This is a genomic window from Hydrogenophaga palleronii (genome assembly GCF_031457455.1).
Taxonomy (GTDB): Bacteria; Pseudomonadota; Gammaproteobacteria; order Burkholderiales; family Burkholderiaceae_C; genus Hydrogenophaga; species Hydrogenophaga palleronii_A.
The window spans coordinates 337,156-354,506 of the sequence record NZ_JAVDWU010000003.1 but is presented as its reverse complement, the minus strand read 5'-3'; the positions used below and the strand labels follow the sequence as shown (position 1 = coordinate 354,506).

The following is a 17,351-nucleotide window of genomic DNA, read 5'->3' as shown; positions in this document are numbered from 1 at the left end:
CCAGATCAAGTCACGGAGACGGCGGATCTGGGATCAAGGATGCAGCGCGCGCCCTCTGCTGCAGGTGGTTTCGGTGGTCGTTTGGGGCGCCCCCTCCAGCAGCGCATGTTGGGGCGGGCCATGCTGCAAGCGGGCGGCTTGCGCCATGTGCGCCGCGGCATCCTGCTGCAAGGCGGGCGCAATCGGCATTTCGCTCAGGTAGTGGTTCTCGTGCATCACGCCCACCACCTCGCCATCGCCACTGACCAGAAACGCCTCGGGCCGGCCGTGACGCGCGTGTTGGGCGCAGTGCGCCACGGCCGCGGCACACACCTGTTCCACCTGTACGGGGTTCAGCCCCTGGCGGGTCAGCTGTTCGCTGGTTTCGCGCAGCGCCTTGTCCAGCAGGGCGCTCTGTTCCGGGTTCATGCTCCGGGGTGTTTGCAAGGCCAGCCACTCTTCCCGCACCGGCCGGCCCAGTGAATCGAATCCACTCACCTTCGCAGGCTGGCCGCGTCGCACATTGAGCTCCACCCGCGTGTGGCTGCCGTCCTGGTCGTAGTGATCGATTTCCACATCGCCGAGCCCGGTGTGCACCGCGACGTGCTGCTGGCTGCCGTTTTCGCGGGTGATCACGAAGCGCTCATAGGGCGAGAAGTCGTCTGGTCGGGCGGTCTGGATCGCCTTGACCACGGGCGAATGGCTCAGTTCGGCAAACAGCTTGCGCACCTTGGGTGGCACATGGGCGAAGTCCACATGGCCTTCGGGAATGCGGTAGGCGCCTTGCTCACCCAATGACAGGCCGTGCTGAGCGTCGACCAATGCACCCATGGTGTGGTCGCGACCCATGAGCGCGGTGGCCGGTAGCGTGCCCACTTTGCTGGCCATCAGTACCGTCTTGAGCAGGTCCGGAATGGTGGCGCCGGGCAGCAGGGCCGGGCCTGCGCCCACGTGGTGGCTGAGGTACTGGTTCTGCATCACCCCTTCGTAGGCGTAGGTGGCGATGTCGTTGGGTGTGCGCACATCGTGCACCTGGCGCCCCGAGGCCTGGTAGCGGGCCAGTGCGGCGTCCACACCGCCCACGCTGTCGAAGTAGCCACCCCGCAAGGTATCGCGGGCAATGGGCAGGCTGTTGTAGACGTAGGCGTCGAGCTGGTTGCGCAGCGCAAAGCTTTGCGCCATGCCACCGCCCAGACTGTGGCCGGTGGCGGCGAAGCGGTAGGCTTTGTAGCGTTCGTCGGCCCGCAGCGCGTTCAAGGCGGCCTGGGCCTGGCCTTCGATCTTGGCGAATTCGCTGGCGCCGGCGTTGCCCAGGTCGGACTTCCAGTTGCTCCAGGCGTCGGAGCCTTTGAAGTCGAAGGTGATTTCCTGGGTTCGATCGTTGATTGAGACCTTGAACTGGTTTTCCAGTTTGCCGTTGGCGTTGTGCTGGGTGTTCCAGCCTTCGGGACTGCCTGACTTGAGGCGGCCGTTGCTGTCTAGGTTGGCGACAGGCCAATGGGGAGGCAGATGCTGGCCGGGCTCGGCATGTACCCACGGATCGGGGTGGTCAATGACCTCACGAGCTTTTTTTATTTCTCTGTGGGGATAGGCCCAATAGGAGAGCGCCATTCCCACGCGAGCGTCGAGCCGATTGAAAGGGTTGGCGGGTGGACCAGGAAATAGTTGTTCTTCGCCCATGACCTACCTTTGCGTGTAGTGGACGTCGAGCCATTCGTTGTGAGGCCTATAGCAGTGATCATCGATGCCTTCCCATAGCTTTTGTCGCTCAGCATCTTTGAGGAGGGTGCGCGTGCCGTCTGCGTTGAGGCGGTAGTAGCCGTTCCGAAAATGAGGCCAGACCTTATAGGCAATGGTGTAGTAGCGCACACGTGGCCGGCCATCTGTGACGACCAGCCGCCTTGCATAACACTGCTGCCGAACCAGCGGCAACAACCGTGCCAGCCCACGCTCCCACTGCGCCAGGTCTTCCCCCGACCCCTGCCCATAGTCCAGCTTGCCCGGCACCGGCTCGTCCATGGCCTCCTGCAACGCCAGCAGAATCTTCGCGTCCATCGACCCCTTGGCAGCGGCGCGCTCAAACAATTCGGTGATCGCCTTCGGCTCGGTCACGTCCTTGATCCAGCCATCCGAATTGGCCAGGGCATAGAAGTAGTCGCCGAGTGGATCGCCCTGGGCCTGCAGGGTTTGGATGTGCTGGCGCAGCACGGCGATGCTCTTGTTGAGCTGGCGCGTGTTCGAGGATTTTTCCACCTCCATGGCCACGTGGGCGGCGGTCATGCAGCCGGTGCCCAGTGCGGCCACCAGCAAGGCGGCGCACATCCGGGTGGGCCTGGCGAGCCCGGTGCGGGTTGTGGTCATGCAGAGACTCCCTGAAAATTTTTCTGGAATGTAGCCCAGGCGCATGGTTGCCATGTCACCGACCCTGCCGGCGGGCGCAACGGCGGGTTGCCAGGGACTGGTGCACGGGCACGCGGGCACGGGCGTTGCCCGAATCGGCCGTAGAAACTTACACTGCACGCCCAAGCAAAAAAAATGCCGCCATGCGCCTTCCCTTTGTCAATCACATCGGCCTCGTGATCGAAGAGGCCGCCGCGGGCCGAAGTCGCTGCACCCTGGAGGTTCGCGAGATCCACATGAACTCCAGTGGCATCGTTCATGGCGCCGTGTTGTTTGCGCTGGTGGACACAGGCATGGGCGCCGCCCTGTTTTCGACCCTGGACGATGAACATGCCTGCGCCACCATCGAGGCGAAGATCAACTACTTCAAACCTGTGCAACGCGGCGCCATAACCTGCACGAGCGAGCTGATCCATCGCTCGAAGAACGTGGCGTCGCTGGAGGCCGCGCTGGTGGTGGACGGGGAACTGGTCGCTCGGGGGTTTGCTACGTTTTCTGTCTTTAAGCGCAGGGCAAAAGAGGCGGCATAGTCTTTGCCCGACTTGTTTCGTAGAAGGGAATCCCATGCCGGGCACCGAACTCACGCATCGCATCGCACGCCTGGACGAGCTCGATGCACTCCGCGACCTGATGAACGCGGCGATCCTGGAGCTGCAGAAACCCTTTCTTGACGATCGACAAATTGCCTCCAGTCAGACCATCATGGGGCTGGACACCCAGCTCATTGAAGACGGCACCTACTTTGTGGTGGAGGCCAACGGCGAGCTGGCCGGGTGTGGCGGATGGAGCCGTCGTGCCACGCTGTACGGTGGTGACCAGTCACCGGGGCGCAGCCCCGCGCTGCTCGACCCGACCCACGACGCCGCGCGGGTGCGCGCGATGTACACGCACCCCCGCCATGTGCGCAAGGGCGTGGGCCGGCTCATCCTTGGCTTGTGCGAGGCCGCTGCGCGCAACGAAGGTTTCACGCAGGTGGAACTGATGGGCACCATGGCCGGCGAGCCGCTGTACCGCGCTTGCGGTTACGCGGTGATCGAACCCGTGGAAGACACCCGAGGCGGGGCTGCGGTGCCGCTCCTGCGGATGCGCAAGCGCCTGTAGCGGCCGGTGCCGCAGGCGCACCCATGCCCTGAGGAAGCCGCTGCCTGCGGCAGCACAGCACTCAAGTCCTGGTGATGGAAACGCCGCCGTCAACGAGGAGTGCGGTGCCTGTGATGAAGCTCGATGCGTCCGACGCCAGGTGAAGCACCGACCGTGCGATTTCCTCCGGTTTCGCCATCCGCTTGAGTGCATGAAGGCCTTCCACAAAGGCGAGCACATCAGGCCCCGCTCCAGGCGCATTGGTGATGCTCGCCGGGGTGTCCGTGCCGCCAGGCAGAATGGCATTGGCACGAATGCCTTTTGGGCCGAGTTCGGCAGCAAGTACCTGGGCCAGGCCCACCAGCCCAGCCTTGCTGGCGGCATAGGCCGCCATGCCTGGCATCCCGGCGGTGTGGCCCACGAACGAGCCGGTAAAGATCAACGATCCACTGCCTCGCGCGATCATGGCGGGCACCTGGTATTTGGCACCCAGGAAGGCGCTGGTCAGATTGGTATCCAGGATATCGTGCCAGGCGGCCACTGACTGGTCCTGTACCGGCCCGGGCTCACCTACCACGCCGACATTGTTGAAGGCAATGTCGAGTCCACCATAGTGGTGGACCGCCGTGTCCACCACGCGTTTTGCGGCGGCTTCATCTTTCACATCACCAGCGATGGCGATTGCCTGGCCGCCAGCCGCCATGATTTCCTCGACCAGTCTGTCGAGCTCTGTCTGGCGCCGGGCAGTCACGACCACCCTGGCGCCTTCTTGTGCGAACATCTTCGCGGTTGCCCACCCGATGCCAGAACTCGCCCCGGTAACAATGGCGACCTTGTTGCTCAATGTGGTCATGCTTTCTTTCTCTTGGTCAGTTGATGAAGTGCCACACTGTGTTCTCAGACCAACCGCTTGTCTCGCCGCATCCGGACACGCAATTCACTGCAGCTCATGGGTTCCGGCCGGCTTGCGTTCCGTGCAAGCGTCCATGTCAATCGCCCGTCCCTCATCGGAGATGAACCCATGAACGAACATGAAAAACTGAACTACGTCGAGTTCGCATCCGCGGATCTTGAAGCGACGAAGGCGTTCTTTGAAAAGGCCTTCAACTGGTCCTTTGTGGACTATGGTCCGGAATACACAGCGTTCTCCGGGCAAGGCCTGGACGGTGGTTTCTTCAAGGCTGATCTGTGCTCCAGCACCGCGCATGGAGCCGCCCTGCTGGTCTTCTACAGCAAGGACCTTGAGGCCACGCTGTCCAAAGTGACCAAGGCGGGCGGCGCCATCGTCAAGCCCATCTTTGATTTCCCGGGTGGCCGGCGCTTTCACTTCACCGAGCCCAGCGGCAACGAATTTGCCGTGTGGTCCGATGTGAGCGCGTAACCTCGCACCCGGCTCCATCCGCTGCCCACAACAGATGTCCAAGGCCGACGGCGATCCCCAAACCGTTCGGGTTGCAGACCGTTCAGGTTGACGCAGCCCCTGCGGTCTCACAGATGGCCCAGGCGATTTTTTCACGCAAGATGAACATGCCCACCACCCTCCATACGCTGACCCCCGGCGACACCGCCATGTTTCGCGCCATGCTCACACTCTTTGGCGAAGCCTTTGAGGATGAGGAAACCTACACGGCGAAACAGCCGGACGATGGCTACATCAATGGCCTGCTTTCCGACAGAAACTTCATCGCCCTGGTGGCCCGGTCGGGTGATGAGGTCATTGGCGGCATGGCGGGCTATGTGCTGCCGAAGTTTGAACAGGCCCGCAGCGAGTTCTACATCTACGACCTTGCGGTTGATGAGCATCACCGCCGGCGCGGTGTGGCCACGGCGCTGATCGAAGAACTGAAGGCGGTGTGCGCAAGGCGCGGCGTGTACGTCATTTTTGTGCAGGCGGACCATGGCGATGATCCGGCCGTGGCGCTCTACACCAAGCTGGGCACGCGGGAAGATGTGATGCACTTTGACATCGTGCCGCACAACAGGACGCCCTGAGTTTTTTGTGAGGTGATCTTCCATGACTCCTTCGACACCATTCCCTGTGGAGGGTGGCTGCGACTGCCGCGCCGTGCGCTACCGCATGCAGACCGCCCCTTTGTTTGTTCACTGCTGCCATTGCCGATGGTGCCAGCGGGAGTCGGGCGCAGCGTTCGCGTTGAACGCCATGATCGAGGCGGACCGAGTGACCGAGCTGGGCGTGTTGCCCGAGCTGGTCGATACGCCGTCCGACAGCGGCAGCGGTCAGCAGATTGCGCGCTGCCCGACGTGCAAGGTCGCCGTGTGGAGCCACTACGCGGGATCCGGCCCGCTGGTCAAGTTTGTTCGCGTAGGCACGCTGGACAACCCGGACCTCTTGCCGCCGGACATTCACATCTTCACCGCCTCAAAACAAGCTTGGGTGGTGTTGCCGCAAGGAACGCCCGCCGTGCCCGCGTACTACGAGCGCGAAGATCACTGGCCGGCCGAAAGCCTCGCGCGCCGTGCGGTGCTGGCTCCACAGATAGAGGCCTATCTGGCAGCAAGGCAAGGTGCCGCACAGAAAGCGTGAGGGGTCTGCTGCCGGGCCACGGGCCTCAGCTCAAAATTCAATCACTCGGCTGGGCCGACTTGCAGCGCCACCTCGGCCACACCCTCCACCCGGCCAGTGATGCGGTCGCCTGGCACCACGGCACCCACGCCTTCGGGGGTACCGGTGTAGATCAGGTCGCCGGGTTGCAGGTGGTAGAACAATGAGAGGTCGGCAATGATCTCGCGAATGTTCCAGATCAGCTTGTCCACGTTGGACGACTGCCTGGTGTCGCCATTGACCTCCAGCGCGATGGCGCCGCTCTCGATCACCACGCCTTCCATGGGCACGATCTCGCTGCACACCGAGCCTTCTTCGATGTCCTTGCCCAAGTCCCAGGGGCGCCCTTTGTCGCGCGCCACCAGTTGCAGGTCGCGGCGTGTCATGTCCAGACCGGCGGCATAGCCATAAACCACGGTGTGGGCCTCTTCCGCCTTCACACGGAACCCGGCCTTGCCAATGGCCACCACCAGCTCCATTTCGAAGTGGTAGTTCTTCGTTTCTGGCGGGTAGGGCACGGTGGCACCGCTGGGCACCAGGGTCTGTGGCGCCTTGGTGAAGTAGAACGGCCGCTCCACCGACTTGTCCACCGGCTTGCCCATTTCCACGGCGTGCGCGTGGTAGTTGCGGCCAACGAAGAACAGGCGGTGGATGGGGAATTGTTCGGACTTGCCGCGGATGGCAACGGACTGAACGGCGGGTGGGGGGAAGAGGTAGGTGGTCATGGGTTCGATCAGGAACGCTATCGCGTCTCGTAGACGCCGAGCTTTCGGTGCAGAGGGGATTCGTCCGCGATGAAGACGAAGGACGGCTCGGCCATCGAGCGGTTTTTCAGGGTTACCGGTTCGTAGCCGGGTGCGCAGCAGGTGTCGGCCTCGACCAGATCAAAGGTCTTGCCGCAGGTCGACACCGCCATGCCGCCCTCGATCAGGTGGAACACCTGCGCGGGAGAGCGCGTCGGCAGCTGAAGCGTCTGGCCGGGTTTGAGCATCAGTGCGTAGAACCCCAGGATGTTCTCGGCGTCGTCACCGGTCTCGGGGTTCACGTAGGTCACCTGCACGCACTCCAGATCGGGTTGATCGGCGGCCATGCCCAGCAGCGCGGCGCGCGTGGTTTCCCAGGGGTAGCGCAGCATCGGGTAGCGCTTGTCGCTGCGGGTGAACACGGTGGTGGGCACGACGCCGGCGCGGGTCCACGCGCGGTCGCCACTGCCTTGTTTGACCTGCTGCCGTTCGCCGTTGACGTGGTAGCTGGCCTCCATGTAGTAGACAAGGGGCAGGTCCAGCACGTCGAGCCAGACCACGGGGTCGGTGCCGTCATGGCCGTGCTCGTGCCACAGGCCGGTTGGCGTCAAGATCAAATCGCCCCGACTCATCGGGCACTTCTCGCCATCCACCGTGGTGTAGGCCCCTTCGCCTTCCACGATCATGCGCACCGCGTTGGGTGTGTGGCGGTGGCTGGGCGCCCACTCCCCGGGCAGCAGCAGCTGCATGCCCAGGTACATGGCCGGGCTGGCCTTCATGTTTTCCAGCCCGTGACCCGGGTTGGCCAGCACCAGCACGCGGCGCTCGGCCTTCTCGATGGGGGTGAGTTCACCAGCCTTCAACAGCAACGGCTTGAGCGTGGCGTAAGGCCAGTGGATGGCTTTGGTCGCGCGCGTGGGCACCTTGGGCGGCAGCACCGCGCGCAGACTGGGCCACAAGGGCACCAGGTTCAGCGCCTTGAGTTCGTCGCGGTAATCCTGCGGCAGGTCTTCGAGTCGTCCCAGTTCGTGGCTCATATCGGTTGTCTCCTCTACACAGATGGGAACGATGAGCCATCATGGGGCAAATCGTCAGCATGCTGATCATGAGTGTAGTGCTAATATGCCGACACGCAAAATCCAGGCGACACACGGGTCTTCTCTTCCATGAAAAAAAACCTTGCTGCCCCCGTTGATATCGACCTCCAGCCCGGCTATGCGATCCGGCGGCTGCACCAGATCTCGGTCGGCATCTTTCTGCAGTCGGTGGGGGAAGGCGGGGTCACGCCCGTGCAGTACGCGGCGTTGCAGGTGGTGAGCAACCAGCCTGGCATCGACCAGCGCACGCTGGCCCGCAACATCGCGCTGGACACATCCACAACCGGTGGCGTGGTCGACCGTCTGGAGGCGCGCGGCTGGCTGGAACGCCGCACCTCACCGGAAGACCGGCGTGCCCGCCAGCTGTTTCTCACCCGCGCCGGGGATCAGACCCTGGCCGAGACCATTCCCGCCATGCTGCGCGCACAGGAGCAGATCCTGGCACCGCTCACCGAAAGGCAGCGCCAGGTTTTCATGCGCATGCTGCAGGTGCTGGTGACGCAGAACAACGATATGAGTCGGGCGCCCAGCAACATCCGGTAGAAGCCAAGCCTCTCAGGCCTTGACGTGCGCCACCACGGCGCGCATCACGTCGTCGTCCCGCAGCAGCCGGGTATGGCCAAGACCGCTGGTCTCCATCAGGCGCGCGCCGCCAATCGCGTCGCGGTAGGCCTCCGCGTCGGCGAAGCGATTGATCCGGTCTTCACGGTCGTGAATGATCAGGGTGTCTGCCTTCACCCGCGGCCCCACGGCGGCCGGCTCGAACTGGCGCATGAGGATGCCTTCCCTGGCTTCCACCATCTGCTGCATGCGCACGCGCGTTTGCTCGCTGATGCCGAACACCTGGGCAAACAGGCGCGTGTAGGCGTAAGGCGATGCCGGCGGCGCCAGCAGCGCCAGGCGGGGCACAGGCAGGCCGCGCGCTGCTGCGTACGCCAGCGCATTGGCCGCCAGCGAATGCGCCACCACGGCACGCACCTCGTGCCCCTGTTGCTGCAGGCGAGCCACCAGGTACTCGATCGCGCGGGCGAACTGCGGCAGGTTGCTGGTGCTGCCCTGGCTGCGTCCGTGGGCAGGCATGTCCACCAGCACGGGCCGCAGGCCTTGTGGCCCCAGCGCCCGTGCCAGAGGATGCATTTGCGCGGCGTGACCACCCCAGCCATGCAGCAACACCACCAGCGGAGCGGACGGTCCAGGGGGCGGTTCGTAAAGCGTGATGCTGGCCTGCTCGAAGGGCCAGGTCGACGGTGTCCAGGTGCTCAACGCCGGTTGGTGACGGTGCAGCCACTTGGGCGGCAAAGGCGTGCAGAACAGCCGGTTGGCGCCGTGAACGGCCAGTGCGGGCCACAGGCGTTCGGACAGGCCCAGCGCACGGCGCAGCCAGCGGGTGGTGGGATTGGCCTGGTAGTAGGCCGAAGCGGTTTTCAGTGGCGTGGTGTCCATGGCTTCTCCTTAAATCGCACGAACGTGCGAAAGTGTGCGAAAAAAACAGAAGTGCCGCCTCAGGCCTGGTAGGTCCTCAGCAGCCGTTCCCAGGTGGCCTGGGCCCGTTCGGTGGCGCGCGGGTCGCGCATGAAACGCACATCGTGGACCAGCCCGATGGCCAGGCTGTTGATCTCGCCGACGAGCTGCTCGGGGTCGGTGTCGGGCCGAAGATGCCCCGCCTCAACCGCCTGCAAGACCGTGCGCCGCAGCGCAGCGCGCCAGCGCGTGACCTCGCTCAGCAGCAGGTCGCGCAACTCGCCCTCGCGGTCATCCAGCTCGAACGCGCCTGAGGTGTAAAGGCAGCCCTTGTGGGCCTCCACATTTCGCAGACGAATGAACCAGCGCCGCACCACCTCGTTCAGTCGTGGAAGGCCTTTTTGGGTCTGCATGGCCGGCACGAACACGTCGCCCACGAAGCGGCGCCCGAACTCCTCGATCACCGCCTTCTGCAAGGCCTCGCGTGAACCCACGCGGGAGAACACGCCGCTCTTGGAAAGCCCGATCCGGTCGGCCACCGCCTGCAGCGTGATGGCCTCCAGGCCATCGGACGCAGCGAGGTCGAGCGCGGCACCCACAATGGCGGCACGGGTCATCTCACTTTTCTGGGTTTTGGCGTCCATGGGAAAATTCTGGCACAACTGTGCGAAAAATAAAAATCACTGGCGACAGACGGTCAAATCGCGCAGGCTGGACCGCTGACGAACCCGGCTGTTAAAGTGCCCTCGGTCAAGGGGCGACACGTCGTGTGGCTATCCGGGTCTCCAGGCCGTCGTTTTCCCTTGACCGCCCGCAACTTTCTGCGGCGCGCCGTCGTTACAACAGGCACATGAAGCACGCAATCCTAGGCATCGCCCTGGCCGCCCTGGTCCACACCGTCTCCGCGCAAGCCTTGTGGGGCGACATACCCATGGGGGCAAGCCCCGAGGAGGTGAAAACGCGCATGCCAGAGGCACAGGAGACGTCCGCTGAGCGGCGCGCACAAAACAGCGGTGCGCTCCTGGAGATTCCCCGCCACGAGTTGGCCGGGCACGATTTTGCGATCAGCTTTCTGTTCGAATCCGGCAGGCTTCAAAGCGTCGTGCTGCAGACCGATCCCAAGGCGGAAGCAGAGGCCCGAGCACTCACCCGCGAACTCGGTGACTCGCTGCGCAAACGTTACGGCCTCGACGTGAGCACCCGCAGCCGCCGCTTCACGGTTCGTGAAGGCATCGTGGATCGCGAATGGCTGTACCGCCGCATCAGCGTGCGCCTGCAGCACCTGGAAGACCATCGCGTGCGCCTCACCTACAGTTCCGAAGCGCCCACGCCCACGCCTTCACGCGGGCTTTGATATCTGTTTCAGTTTCGACATGAGCCAGGGGCCGGACCGGCCTTGAACTCAACGTGGTCGTGCGGGCGCCATCTCTTGCTTTAGATGTTTCGGTAATAAGCAAGCAAAAATCCGTTCGTTCCCTTTCCGGGCGAATCCCGGAATCATCGGCTTCACTTCAACAGTCGCCGAAAGGAACGAACACCATGACCACCCGCCGCCATCTCATCCTGGCCCTCAGCGCTATCGGCCTGGGTTTGGCCAGCACCGTTGCCCAGGCCCAGCCCGCCCCGGTCACCCTGCTCAACGTTTCCTACGACCCCACGCGCGAGTTCTACGTGGAGTTCAACGCCGCCTTCGCCAAGCACTGGAAGCAGAAGACCGGTCAGGACGTGACCATCAAGCAAAGCCATGGCGGATCGGGCAAGCAGGCCCGCTCCATCATCGATGGTCTGGAGGCCGACGTGGCCACCCTGGCCCTTGCCGGTGACACCGACGCCCTGCACGCCAACGGCCGGTGGATTCCCAAGGACTGGCAAAAGCGCCTGCCCCTCAACAGCTCGCCCTACACCTCCACCATCGTGCTGGTCACCCGGGCAGGCAACCCCAAAAACATCAAGGACTGGGACGACCTGATTCGCCCCGACGTGAAAGTCATCACCCCCAACCCCAAGACGTCTGGCGGCGCACGCTGGAACTACCTGGCCGCATGGGAATTCGCCAAACGCAAGTACGGCAGCGAAGAAAAGGCCAAGGAATTCGTGACCAAGCTTTATGCCAACGTGCCCGTGCTTGACACCGGTGCGCGCGGTTCATCGGTGACCTTCGCGCAGCGCAACCAGGGTGATGTGTTCATCAGCTGGGAGAACGAGGCCTACCTGCTGGAGAAGGAGTTCGGGAGCAAGGTCGACTTCATTTACCCGTCACTGTCCATCCTGGCCGAACCGGCCGTGACCGTGGTCGACAAGAACGTGGACCGGAAGGGCACGCGTGCCGTGGCACTGGCCTACCTGGAATACCTGTACAGCGACGAAGGCCAGGACCTGGCCGGCAAACACTTCTACCGTCCCACCTCAGCCAAAGCGCAAGAGAAGTACGCCAAACAGCTGCCCAAACTCAATCTGTTCAAGATTGAAGACGCCTTTGGCGGATGGGACAACGCGGCCAAGGTGCACTTCGCCGACGGCGGCACCTTCGACCAGATCTACACGCGCAAATGAGCTCCAATGGGCCCTGCGCGCCCTGCACACACAGGCCGCTCAGGCCATGACGACCGCGATGAAGGCCAGCATGAAGATCAGGATGGCGCCCATGATGGGCAAGAGCAGAGGCATGTAGTGCACCACGGAATCGAGAATGTCTTCCGCCTGTTCTTCGGCGTAGGCACGCAGTTCCGGGTCTGAGTACGCCAGGGGATGTTCGGCAAGGGCCTGATCCGGCGGCGGGTGATGGTGTGGCATGGCGACCTCCGTTTCTGGTCTCATGGGCCCGAGAGGACCCATGGCGCACCGCCCTTGTCGGCGGGCCGCAGGTGCAGTGTGCGCCAAACCCTAGGCACTGTGGCGGTTTGTTACGTCTGTGCAGGGAACGCTGGCATGGATTCCCGGACCTCACGCCTCTGCCCCATATACAAACCACTTCATCGTCGTTGGGATTGATGGAGGGAGTCACCACCATGGGGTTTTCCATTCAAGGAGTGCACAGCCATGACCACGCTTCGACTCGGCGATATCGCCCCCGACTTCACGCAGGATTCCACCGCAGGCCCCGTCCGCTTTTACGAGTGGGCGGGCGACGCCTGGGTGGTGCTGTTCTCACACCCGGCCGATTTCACGCCGGTCTGCACCACCGAACTGGGCAAGACCGCCGCCCTGGCCACGGAGTTCGCCAAGCGCAATGTCAAACCCATCGCGGTCAGCGTCGACCCGCTCAAGTCACACAGCGAATGGGTGCTCGACATCAATCAAACCCAGAACACCACGGTCAACTTTCCCATCCTGGCCGATGCAGACCAGAAGGTGGCCAGGCTTTACGACATGATCCACCCCAACGCGTCGACCACCGCTACCGTACGCAGCGTGTTCATCATCGATCCAAAGAAAGTGATCCGTACCACCTTCACTTACCCCGCGAGCACGGGGCGCAACTTCGATGAAATCCTGCGCGTGATCGATTCGCTGCAGCTCACCGACAGCCACAAGGTGGCCACACCGGCCAACTGGAAAGACGGCGACGACGTGGTCATCGTGCCCAGCCTGCAGGACCCGGCCGAGATCGCGGAGCGCTTTCCCAAGGGCCACACCGTTGTGAGGCCCTACTTGCGCGTCACGCCTCAGCCCAATCGCTGAAGGCAGCGGCAGCGTGTGCCGCCGTCTGCTGCGTTGACGGCGGGATGATTTTGCACCCAGCACTGTCGCGTTGCTTATGCCTGAAAGCAATAACGAAAGAAGAACAAAGTCGTTTGCTTTTGTCAGAGCGGCTCCCAGAATCGATGTAATCCCTGAACTCGGAGCTTTCATGAAACACACCCTCAAACTTGGCCTGGGCGCACTGGCGCTGTCTCTGGCCTCCATCGCATCGGCCCAGACCAGCCTGCTCAACGTGTCTTATGACGTCGCGCGTGAGTTCTACAAGGACTTCAACGTCGCATTTGCAGCGCACTACAAGAAGACCACCGGCAAGGACATCAAGGTGGACCAGTCGCACGCCGGATCGAGTGCCCAGGCGCGCGCCGTGGCCGATGGCCTGGAAGCGGATGTGGTGACCTTCAACACCACCACCGATGTGCAGTTTCTCGCCGACAAAGGCGTGGTTGCCGCCGACTGGGCCCAGCGCTTCCCCAACGGCGCGTCACCCACCACGTCCACCATGCTGTTCCTGGTGCGCAAGGGCAACCCCAAGGGCATCAAGGACTGGGACGACCTGATCAAGCCCGGCGTGCAGGTGGTGGTGGTCAACCCCAAGACCGGAGGCAATGGCCGACTGGCCTACCTGGCCGCCTGGGGCCATGTGCGTGCCAAAGGCGGCACCGACGAGCAGGCCGCCGAATTCGTGAGCAAGCTCTACAAGAACGTGCCGGTGCTGGCGCGTGGCGGCCGCGACGCCACGGGCGTTTTCCTGCAGCGCAATATTGGTGATGTTCTTGTGACGTTTGAGTCCGAGGTGGTGTCGGTGAACAACGAGTTCGGCGCAGGCAAGGTGGATGCGGTGCACCCCAGCGCTTCCATCGTGGCCGAGAACCCGGTGGCCATCGTGGAGCGCACGGTGAAGAAGAAGGGCACTGCCGAGCAGGCCAAGGCCTATCTGGATTTCCTCTACAGCGTGGAAGGCCAGGAGATTGCGGCCAAGCACAACATCCGCCCGCGCAACGAAGAAGTGCTGAAGAAATACGCCCAGGCCTTCAAGCCGATCAAGCTGTTCACCGTGGCCGAGTATTTTGGTTCGCTCAGCGAGGCGCAGAAGGTGCACTTCAACGATGGTGGGAAGTTTGATCAACTGTATACAGTTAAGTAACACCCCCCTGCGCCGCTGACGCGGCTTCCCCCCTCCGTGGCGCACCGCTGCGCGGTGCTTCGAGGGGGGACGGCATCTTGGGCCGGCGGAGCCGTCCCGCGCTGCCCCTGGACTTGAAGGCACTTCGCTCCGGAAGCTTGTGGGCGATCTCTTCGGTTGGTTCTTTCTTTTTGGCTGAGCGCTTCTGTTCACCTCCTTCACATGACCACTGCCACGCTGCCTTCTGCTGCAGCTTCCCTCCCCGGCGCCCGCCGCACCACGCGGCGCGTGCTGCCGGGCTTCAACATCACGCTGGGCTTCACGCTTTTTTATCTCTGCCTGATCGTCCTGATTCCGCTGTCCACGCTGGTGTTCAAGTCGTTCACCATGACCTGGCCGGCGTTCTGGGAAGCGGTGTCATCGCCACGTGTGGTGGCTTCGTACCGGCTTACGTTCGGCGCGTCGCTGATCGCGGCATCGGTCAATGCCGTGTTCGGCCTGCTGGTGGCCTGGGTGCTGGTGCGCTACACGTTTCCTGGCAAGAAGATCATCGACGCGCTGGTGGATCTGCCGTTTGCGCTGCCCACCGCCGTGGCCGGCATTTCGCTCACCGCGCTGCTGGCGGGCAACGGCTGGATCGGTCAATACCTCGAGCCCCTGGGTATTCAGCTCGCGTTCAATCCCAATGGTGTGGTCATCGCGCTCATCTTCATTGGCCTGCCGTTCGTGGTGCGCACGGTGCAGCCCGTGCTGGAAGACACCGAGAAAGAACTGGAAGAAGCCGCCACCTGCCTGGGCGCCACGCGCTGGCAGACCTTCAGTCGCGTCATCTTCCCGGCCATTGCGCCTGCGCTGCTCACCGGCTTTGCCATGGCCTTTGCCCGCGCCGTGGGTGAATACGGCTCGGTGATCTTCATCGCCGGCAACATGCCCATGATCTCGGAAATCACGCCGCTGATCATCATCAGCAAGCTGGAGCAGTACGACTACGCGGGTGCCACCGCCGTGGCCACCGTGATGCTGGTGGTCTCCTTCATCCTGCTGCTGATCATCAACGGCCTGCAAGCGTGGCAGCGCAAGCGCTCCGGGGGTAACAACCAATGAGCACGTCTTCTTCGCTCCGCACCGCGCGCAAGGGCACCACCGAAGCGCCGTGGGTTCGCTACATGCTCATCGGTGTGGCACTGAGCTTCATGTTCCTTTTCCTGGTGCTGCCGCTGGCGGCGGTGTTCACCGAAGCGTTGCGCAAGGGCGCAGAAGCCTACTGGGAAGCGCTGCAGGAGCCCGACGCCTGGGCCGCCATCAGGCTCACCCTGCTCACCGCCGCCGTGGCGGTGCCGCTGAACCTGGTGTTTGGTGTGGCTGCAGCCTGGTGTGTGGCCAAGTACGAGTTCCGGGGCAAGTCCTTTCTCACCACGCTGATCGACCTGCCGTTTTCGGTGTCACCCGTGGTGGCCGGCCTGATCTATGTGCTGGTGTTCGGCGCGCAGGGCTGGCTGGGTCCCTGGTTGATGGAACACGACATCAAGATCATTTTTGCCGTGCCGGGCATCATCCTGGCCACCATCTTCGTCACCTTCCCCTTCATCGCGCGCGAACTCATTCCGCTGATGCAGGCGCAGGGCAACGACGAAGAGCAGGCGGCCATCGTGCTGGGCGCCAGCGGCTGGCAGACCTTCTGGTACGTGACCCTGCCCAACATCAAGTGGGGCCTGATCTACGGCGTGATCCTGTGCAACGCGCGCGCCATGGGCGAGTTCGGCGCCGTGTCGGTGGTCTCCGGCCACATCCGCGGCCAGACCAACACCATGCCGCTGCACGTGGAGGTGCTCTACAACGAATACCAGTCGGTGGCCGCGTTCGCTGTGGCGTCGCTGTTGGCCTTGCTGGCGCTGGTCACGCTGGTGATCAAGTCGGTGGCCGAATGGAAGATGGAGCGCGAGATGAAGGCGCTCGAAGAACTGCCACCCGAGCAGCCCGCGGTTTTGACCCCCTCTGCCCAAAGGGGCTAGGGAGAAAGAGAAGGACACCCATGAGCATCGAAATCCGCAACATCAACAAACACTTCGGCAACTTCCAGGCGCTGAACGACGTCAACCTCGACATCGCCTCCGGTGAACTGCTGGCCCTGCTCGGCCCGTCCGGCTGCGGAAAAACCACGCTGCTGCGCATCATCGCGGGCCTGGAAACGCCCGACAGCGGCAGCATCCACTTCAGTGGCGAAGACACCACCGACGTACACGTGCGCGAACGCAACGTGGGCTTCGTGTTCCAGCACTACGCGCTGTTCCGCCACATGACGGTGTTCGAGAACGTGGCCTTCGGCCTGCGCGTGAAGCCGCGCGGCGAGCGCCCCAGCGAATCGCAGATCAGGAAAAAGGTGCACGACCTGCTGGGCCTGGTGCAGCTCGACTGGCTGGCCGACCGCTACCCTTCGCAGCTTTCAGGCGGCCAGCGCCAGCGCATTGCCCTGGCACGCGCCCTCGCGGTGGAGCCCAAGGTGCTGCTGCTCGATGAACCCTTTGGCGCGCTCGATGCCAAAGTGCGCAAGGAGCTGCGCCGCTGGCTGCGCCGCCTGCACGACGAGCTGCATGTCACCAGCATCTTCGTCACGCACGACCAGGAAGAGGCGCTGGAGGTGTCTGACCGCGTGGTGCTGATGAACCAGGGTCAGGTGGAACAGGTGGGCACACCGCAAGACGTGTGGGACCACCCCGCCAGCCCGTTTGTGTACGGCTTCCTGGGCGACGTGAACCTGTTCCATGGACGCGCCCACGAGGGCCTGCTGCATCTGGACGGCGTGTCGGTGGACGCACCCGAACACGCGCAAGTGCAGGACGCCAAGGCCTTTGCCTACGTGCGCCCGCACGACCTCGACGTGCAGCGCTACCAGCCGGGCCTGAGCGGCATCGTCGCCGAGCTGCAGCGCGCCATCGTGGTGGGTCCGATCGCACGGCTGGAACTGCTGCCGGTGGATGCCCAGTCGCCAGACGGGCACGATCCTCTGATCGAAGCACAAATCTCCGCCGAGCGTTTCCGCGAACTGGGTTTCAAGGACGGCGACAAGTTGGTGGTGTCGCCGAAGAAGGCGCGGGTGTTCTTGCAGCCGGTGTGACGGCTTCGTCAGCCACACGTTCGAGTGACGGGCAACATCGCTGCTCGCCACCACATGTGAGATGCCAAGACCGGGAAGCGAGATACCG

Annotated in this window: 21 protein-coding genes; 13 read left to right on the top strand and 8 right to left on the bottom strand. The window is 63.4% G+C overall.

Annotation, left to right across the window (positions count from 1 at the left end; genetic code table 11):
* Nucleotides 1-33: 33 nt before the first annotated feature.
* Nucleotides 34-1,659, bottom strand: a complete 1,626-nt coding sequence (locus J2W49_RS09255) for a Tle-like phospholipase domain-containing protein (protein ID WP_310314719.1) — start codon at nt 1,657-1,659, stop codon at nt 34-36.
* Between the two features lie 3 nt (nt 1,660-1,662).
* The gene (locus J2W49_RS09250) at nt 1,663-2,340 is read right to left on the bottom strand and encodes a hypothetical protein (protein ID WP_310314716.1); all 678 of its coding nucleotides are present in this window, start codon (nt 2,338-2,340) and stop codon (nt 1,663-1,665) included.
* Nucleotides 2,341-2,522: 182 nt separating this feature from the next.
* Here J2W49_RS09250 and J2W49_RS09245 point away from each other — a divergent pair, with 182 nt between their 5' ends.
* Both J2W49_RS09245 and J2W49_RS09240 read left to right on the top strand, forming a co-directional pair.
* On the top strand, nt 2,523-2,909 hold the full coding sequence (locus J2W49_RS09245) for a PaaI family thioesterase (RefSeq protein ID WP_310314713.1): 387 nt from the start codon (nt 2,523-2,525) through the stop codon (nt 2,907-2,909).
* 34 nt (nt 2,910-2,943) lie between these two features.
* A complete protein-coding gene (locus J2W49_RS09240; RefSeq protein ID WP_310314709.1) occupies nt 2,944-3,480 on the top strand; it encodes a GNAT family N-acetyltransferase in 537 nt (178 codons plus the stop codon).
* 61 nt (nt 3,481-3,541) lie between these two features.
* Here the strand turns inward: J2W49_RS09240 and J2W49_RS09235 are convergent, their stop codons facing one another.
* On the bottom strand, nt 3,542-4,312 hold the full coding sequence (locus J2W49_RS09235) for an SDR family oxidoreductase (RefSeq protein ID WP_310314706.1): 771 nt from the start codon (nt 4,310-4,312) through the stop codon (nt 3,542-3,544).
* A 168-nt stretch (nt 4,313-4,480) separates the two neighbouring features.
* Here J2W49_RS09235 and J2W49_RS09230 point away from each other — a divergent pair, with 168 nt between their 5' ends.
* From J2W49_RS09230 to J2W49_RS09220, 3 genes are all read left to right on the top strand, one after another.
* Nucleotides 4,481-4,840 (top strand): VOC family protein, encoded by a 360-nt coding sequence (locus J2W49_RS09230; protein WP_310314703.1) that lies wholly within the window; start codon nt 4,481-4,483, stop codon nt 4,838-4,840.
* Nucleotides 4,841-4,986: 146 nt separating this feature from the next.
* A complete protein-coding gene (locus J2W49_RS09225) occupies nt 4,987-5,451 on the top strand; it encodes an AAC(3)-I family aminoglycoside N-acetyltransferase (RefSeq protein WP_310314700.1) in 465 nt (154 codons plus the stop codon).
* A gap of 22 nt (nt 5,452-5,473) precedes the next feature.
* Complete coding sequence (locus J2W49_RS09220) at nt 5,474-6,004, top strand: GFA family protein (protein ID WP_310314696.1); 531 nt, start codon at nt 5,474-5,476, stop codon at nt 6,002-6,004.
* A 41-nt stretch (nt 6,005-6,045) separates the two neighbouring features.
* On the opposite strand, the gene J2W49_RS09215 is transcribed toward J2W49_RS09220, so the two are convergent.
* Together J2W49_RS09215 and J2W49_RS09210 are read right to left on the bottom strand one after the other, a co-directional pair.
* Nucleotides 6,046-6,747 (bottom strand): fumarylacetoacetate hydrolase family protein, encoded by a 702-nt coding sequence (locus tag J2W49_RS09215; protein ID WP_310314693.1) that lies wholly within the window; start codon nt 6,745-6,747, stop codon nt 6,046-6,048.
* Nucleotides 6,748-6,764: 17 nt separating this feature from the next.
* Nucleotides 6,765-7,802 carry a cupin domain-containing protein gene (locus J2W49_RS09210; RefSeq protein WP_310314690.1) on the bottom strand — a complete coding sequence of 346 codons (1,038 nt, stop codon included), beginning with the start codon at nt 7,800-7,802 and terminating at the stop codon, nt 6,765-6,767.
* Nucleotides 7,803-7,931: 129 nt separating this feature from the next.
* On the opposite strand from J2W49_RS09210, the gene J2W49_RS09205 reads away from it, so the two are divergent.
* Nucleotides 7,932-8,405, top strand: coding sequence for a MarR family winged helix-turn-helix transcriptional regulator (locus J2W49_RS09205; RefSeq protein WP_310314687.1), 474 nt, complete (start codon nt 7,932-7,934; stop codon nt 8,403-8,405).
* 12 nt (nt 8,406-8,417) lie between these two features.
* On the opposite strand, the gene J2W49_RS09200 is transcribed toward J2W49_RS09205, so the two are convergent.
* Both J2W49_RS09200 and J2W49_RS09195 read right to left on the bottom strand, forming a co-directional pair.
* Nucleotides 8,418-9,305 (bottom strand): alpha/beta fold hydrolase, encoded by an 888-nt coding sequence (locus J2W49_RS09200; RefSeq protein WP_310314684.1) that lies wholly within the window; start codon nt 9,303-9,305, stop codon nt 8,418-8,420.
* Nucleotides 9,306-9,364: 59 nt separating this feature from the next.
* Nucleotides 9,365-9,967, bottom strand: a complete 603-nt coding sequence (locus tag J2W49_RS09195) for a TetR/AcrR family transcriptional regulator (protein ID WP_310314681.1) — start codon at nt 9,965-9,967, stop codon at nt 9,365-9,367.
* Nucleotides 9,968-10,173: 206 nt separating this feature from the next.
* On the opposite strand from J2W49_RS09195, the gene J2W49_RS09190 reads away from it, so the two are divergent.
* The gene (locus J2W49_RS09190) at nt 10,174-10,677 is read left to right on the top strand and encodes a hypothetical protein (protein ID WP_310314678.1); all 504 of its coding nucleotides are present in this window, start codon (nt 10,174-10,176) and stop codon (nt 10,675-10,677) included.
* Nucleotides 10,678-10,862: 185 nt separating this feature from the next.
* Complete coding sequence (locus J2W49_RS09185; RefSeq protein WP_310314675.1) at nt 10,863-11,876, top strand: sulfate ABC transporter substrate-binding protein; 1,014 nt, start codon at nt 10,863-10,865, stop codon at nt 11,874-11,876.
* A gap of 39 nt (nt 11,877-11,915) precedes the next feature.
* Here J2W49_RS09185 and J2W49_RS09180 read toward each other — a convergent pair whose 3' ends face one another.
* Nucleotides 11,916-12,116, bottom strand: coding sequence for a hypothetical protein (locus J2W49_RS09180; RefSeq protein ID WP_310314672.1), 201 nt, complete (start codon nt 12,114-12,116; stop codon nt 11,916-11,918).
* Nucleotides 12,117-12,362: 246 nt separating this feature from the next.
* On the opposite strand from J2W49_RS09180, the gene J2W49_RS09175 reads away from it, so the two are divergent.
* The 5 genes from J2W49_RS09175 to J2W49_RS09155 all read left to right on the top strand — a co-directional run bounded on the left by J2W49_RS09175 (nt 12,363) and on the right by J2W49_RS09155 (nt 17,263).
* Complete coding sequence (locus J2W49_RS09175; protein WP_310314670.1) at nt 12,363-13,004, top strand: peroxiredoxin; 642 nt, start codon at nt 12,363-12,365, stop codon at nt 13,002-13,004.
* Between the two features lie 169 nt (nt 13,005-13,173).
* On the top strand, nt 13,174-14,169 hold the full coding sequence (locus J2W49_RS09170; protein ID WP_310314664.1) for a sulfate ABC transporter substrate-binding protein: 996 nt from the start codon (nt 13,174-13,176) through the stop codon (nt 14,167-14,169).
* A gap of 201 nt (nt 14,170-14,370) precedes the next feature.
* Entirely contained in the window at nt 14,371-15,252 is an 882-nt protein-coding gene (cysT, locus tag J2W49_RS09165; RefSeq protein ID WP_310314660.1) for a sulfate ABC transporter permease subunit CysT, read from the top strand.
* Nucleotides 15,249-16,160, top strand: a complete 912-nt coding sequence (gene cysW, locus J2W49_RS09160; RefSeq protein WP_310314658.1) for a sulfate ABC transporter permease subunit CysW — start codon at nt 15,249-15,251, stop codon at nt 16,158-16,160. Before cysT ends, cysW begins: the two co-directional genes overlap by 4 nt.
* 20 nt (nt 16,161-16,180) lie before the next feature.
* Entirely contained in the window at nt 16,181-17,263 is a 1,083-nt protein-coding gene (locus J2W49_RS09155) for a sulfate/molybdate ABC transporter ATP-binding protein (protein ID WP_310314655.1), read from the top strand.
* The last annotated feature ends 88 nt before the right edge of the window (nt 17,264-17,351 follow it).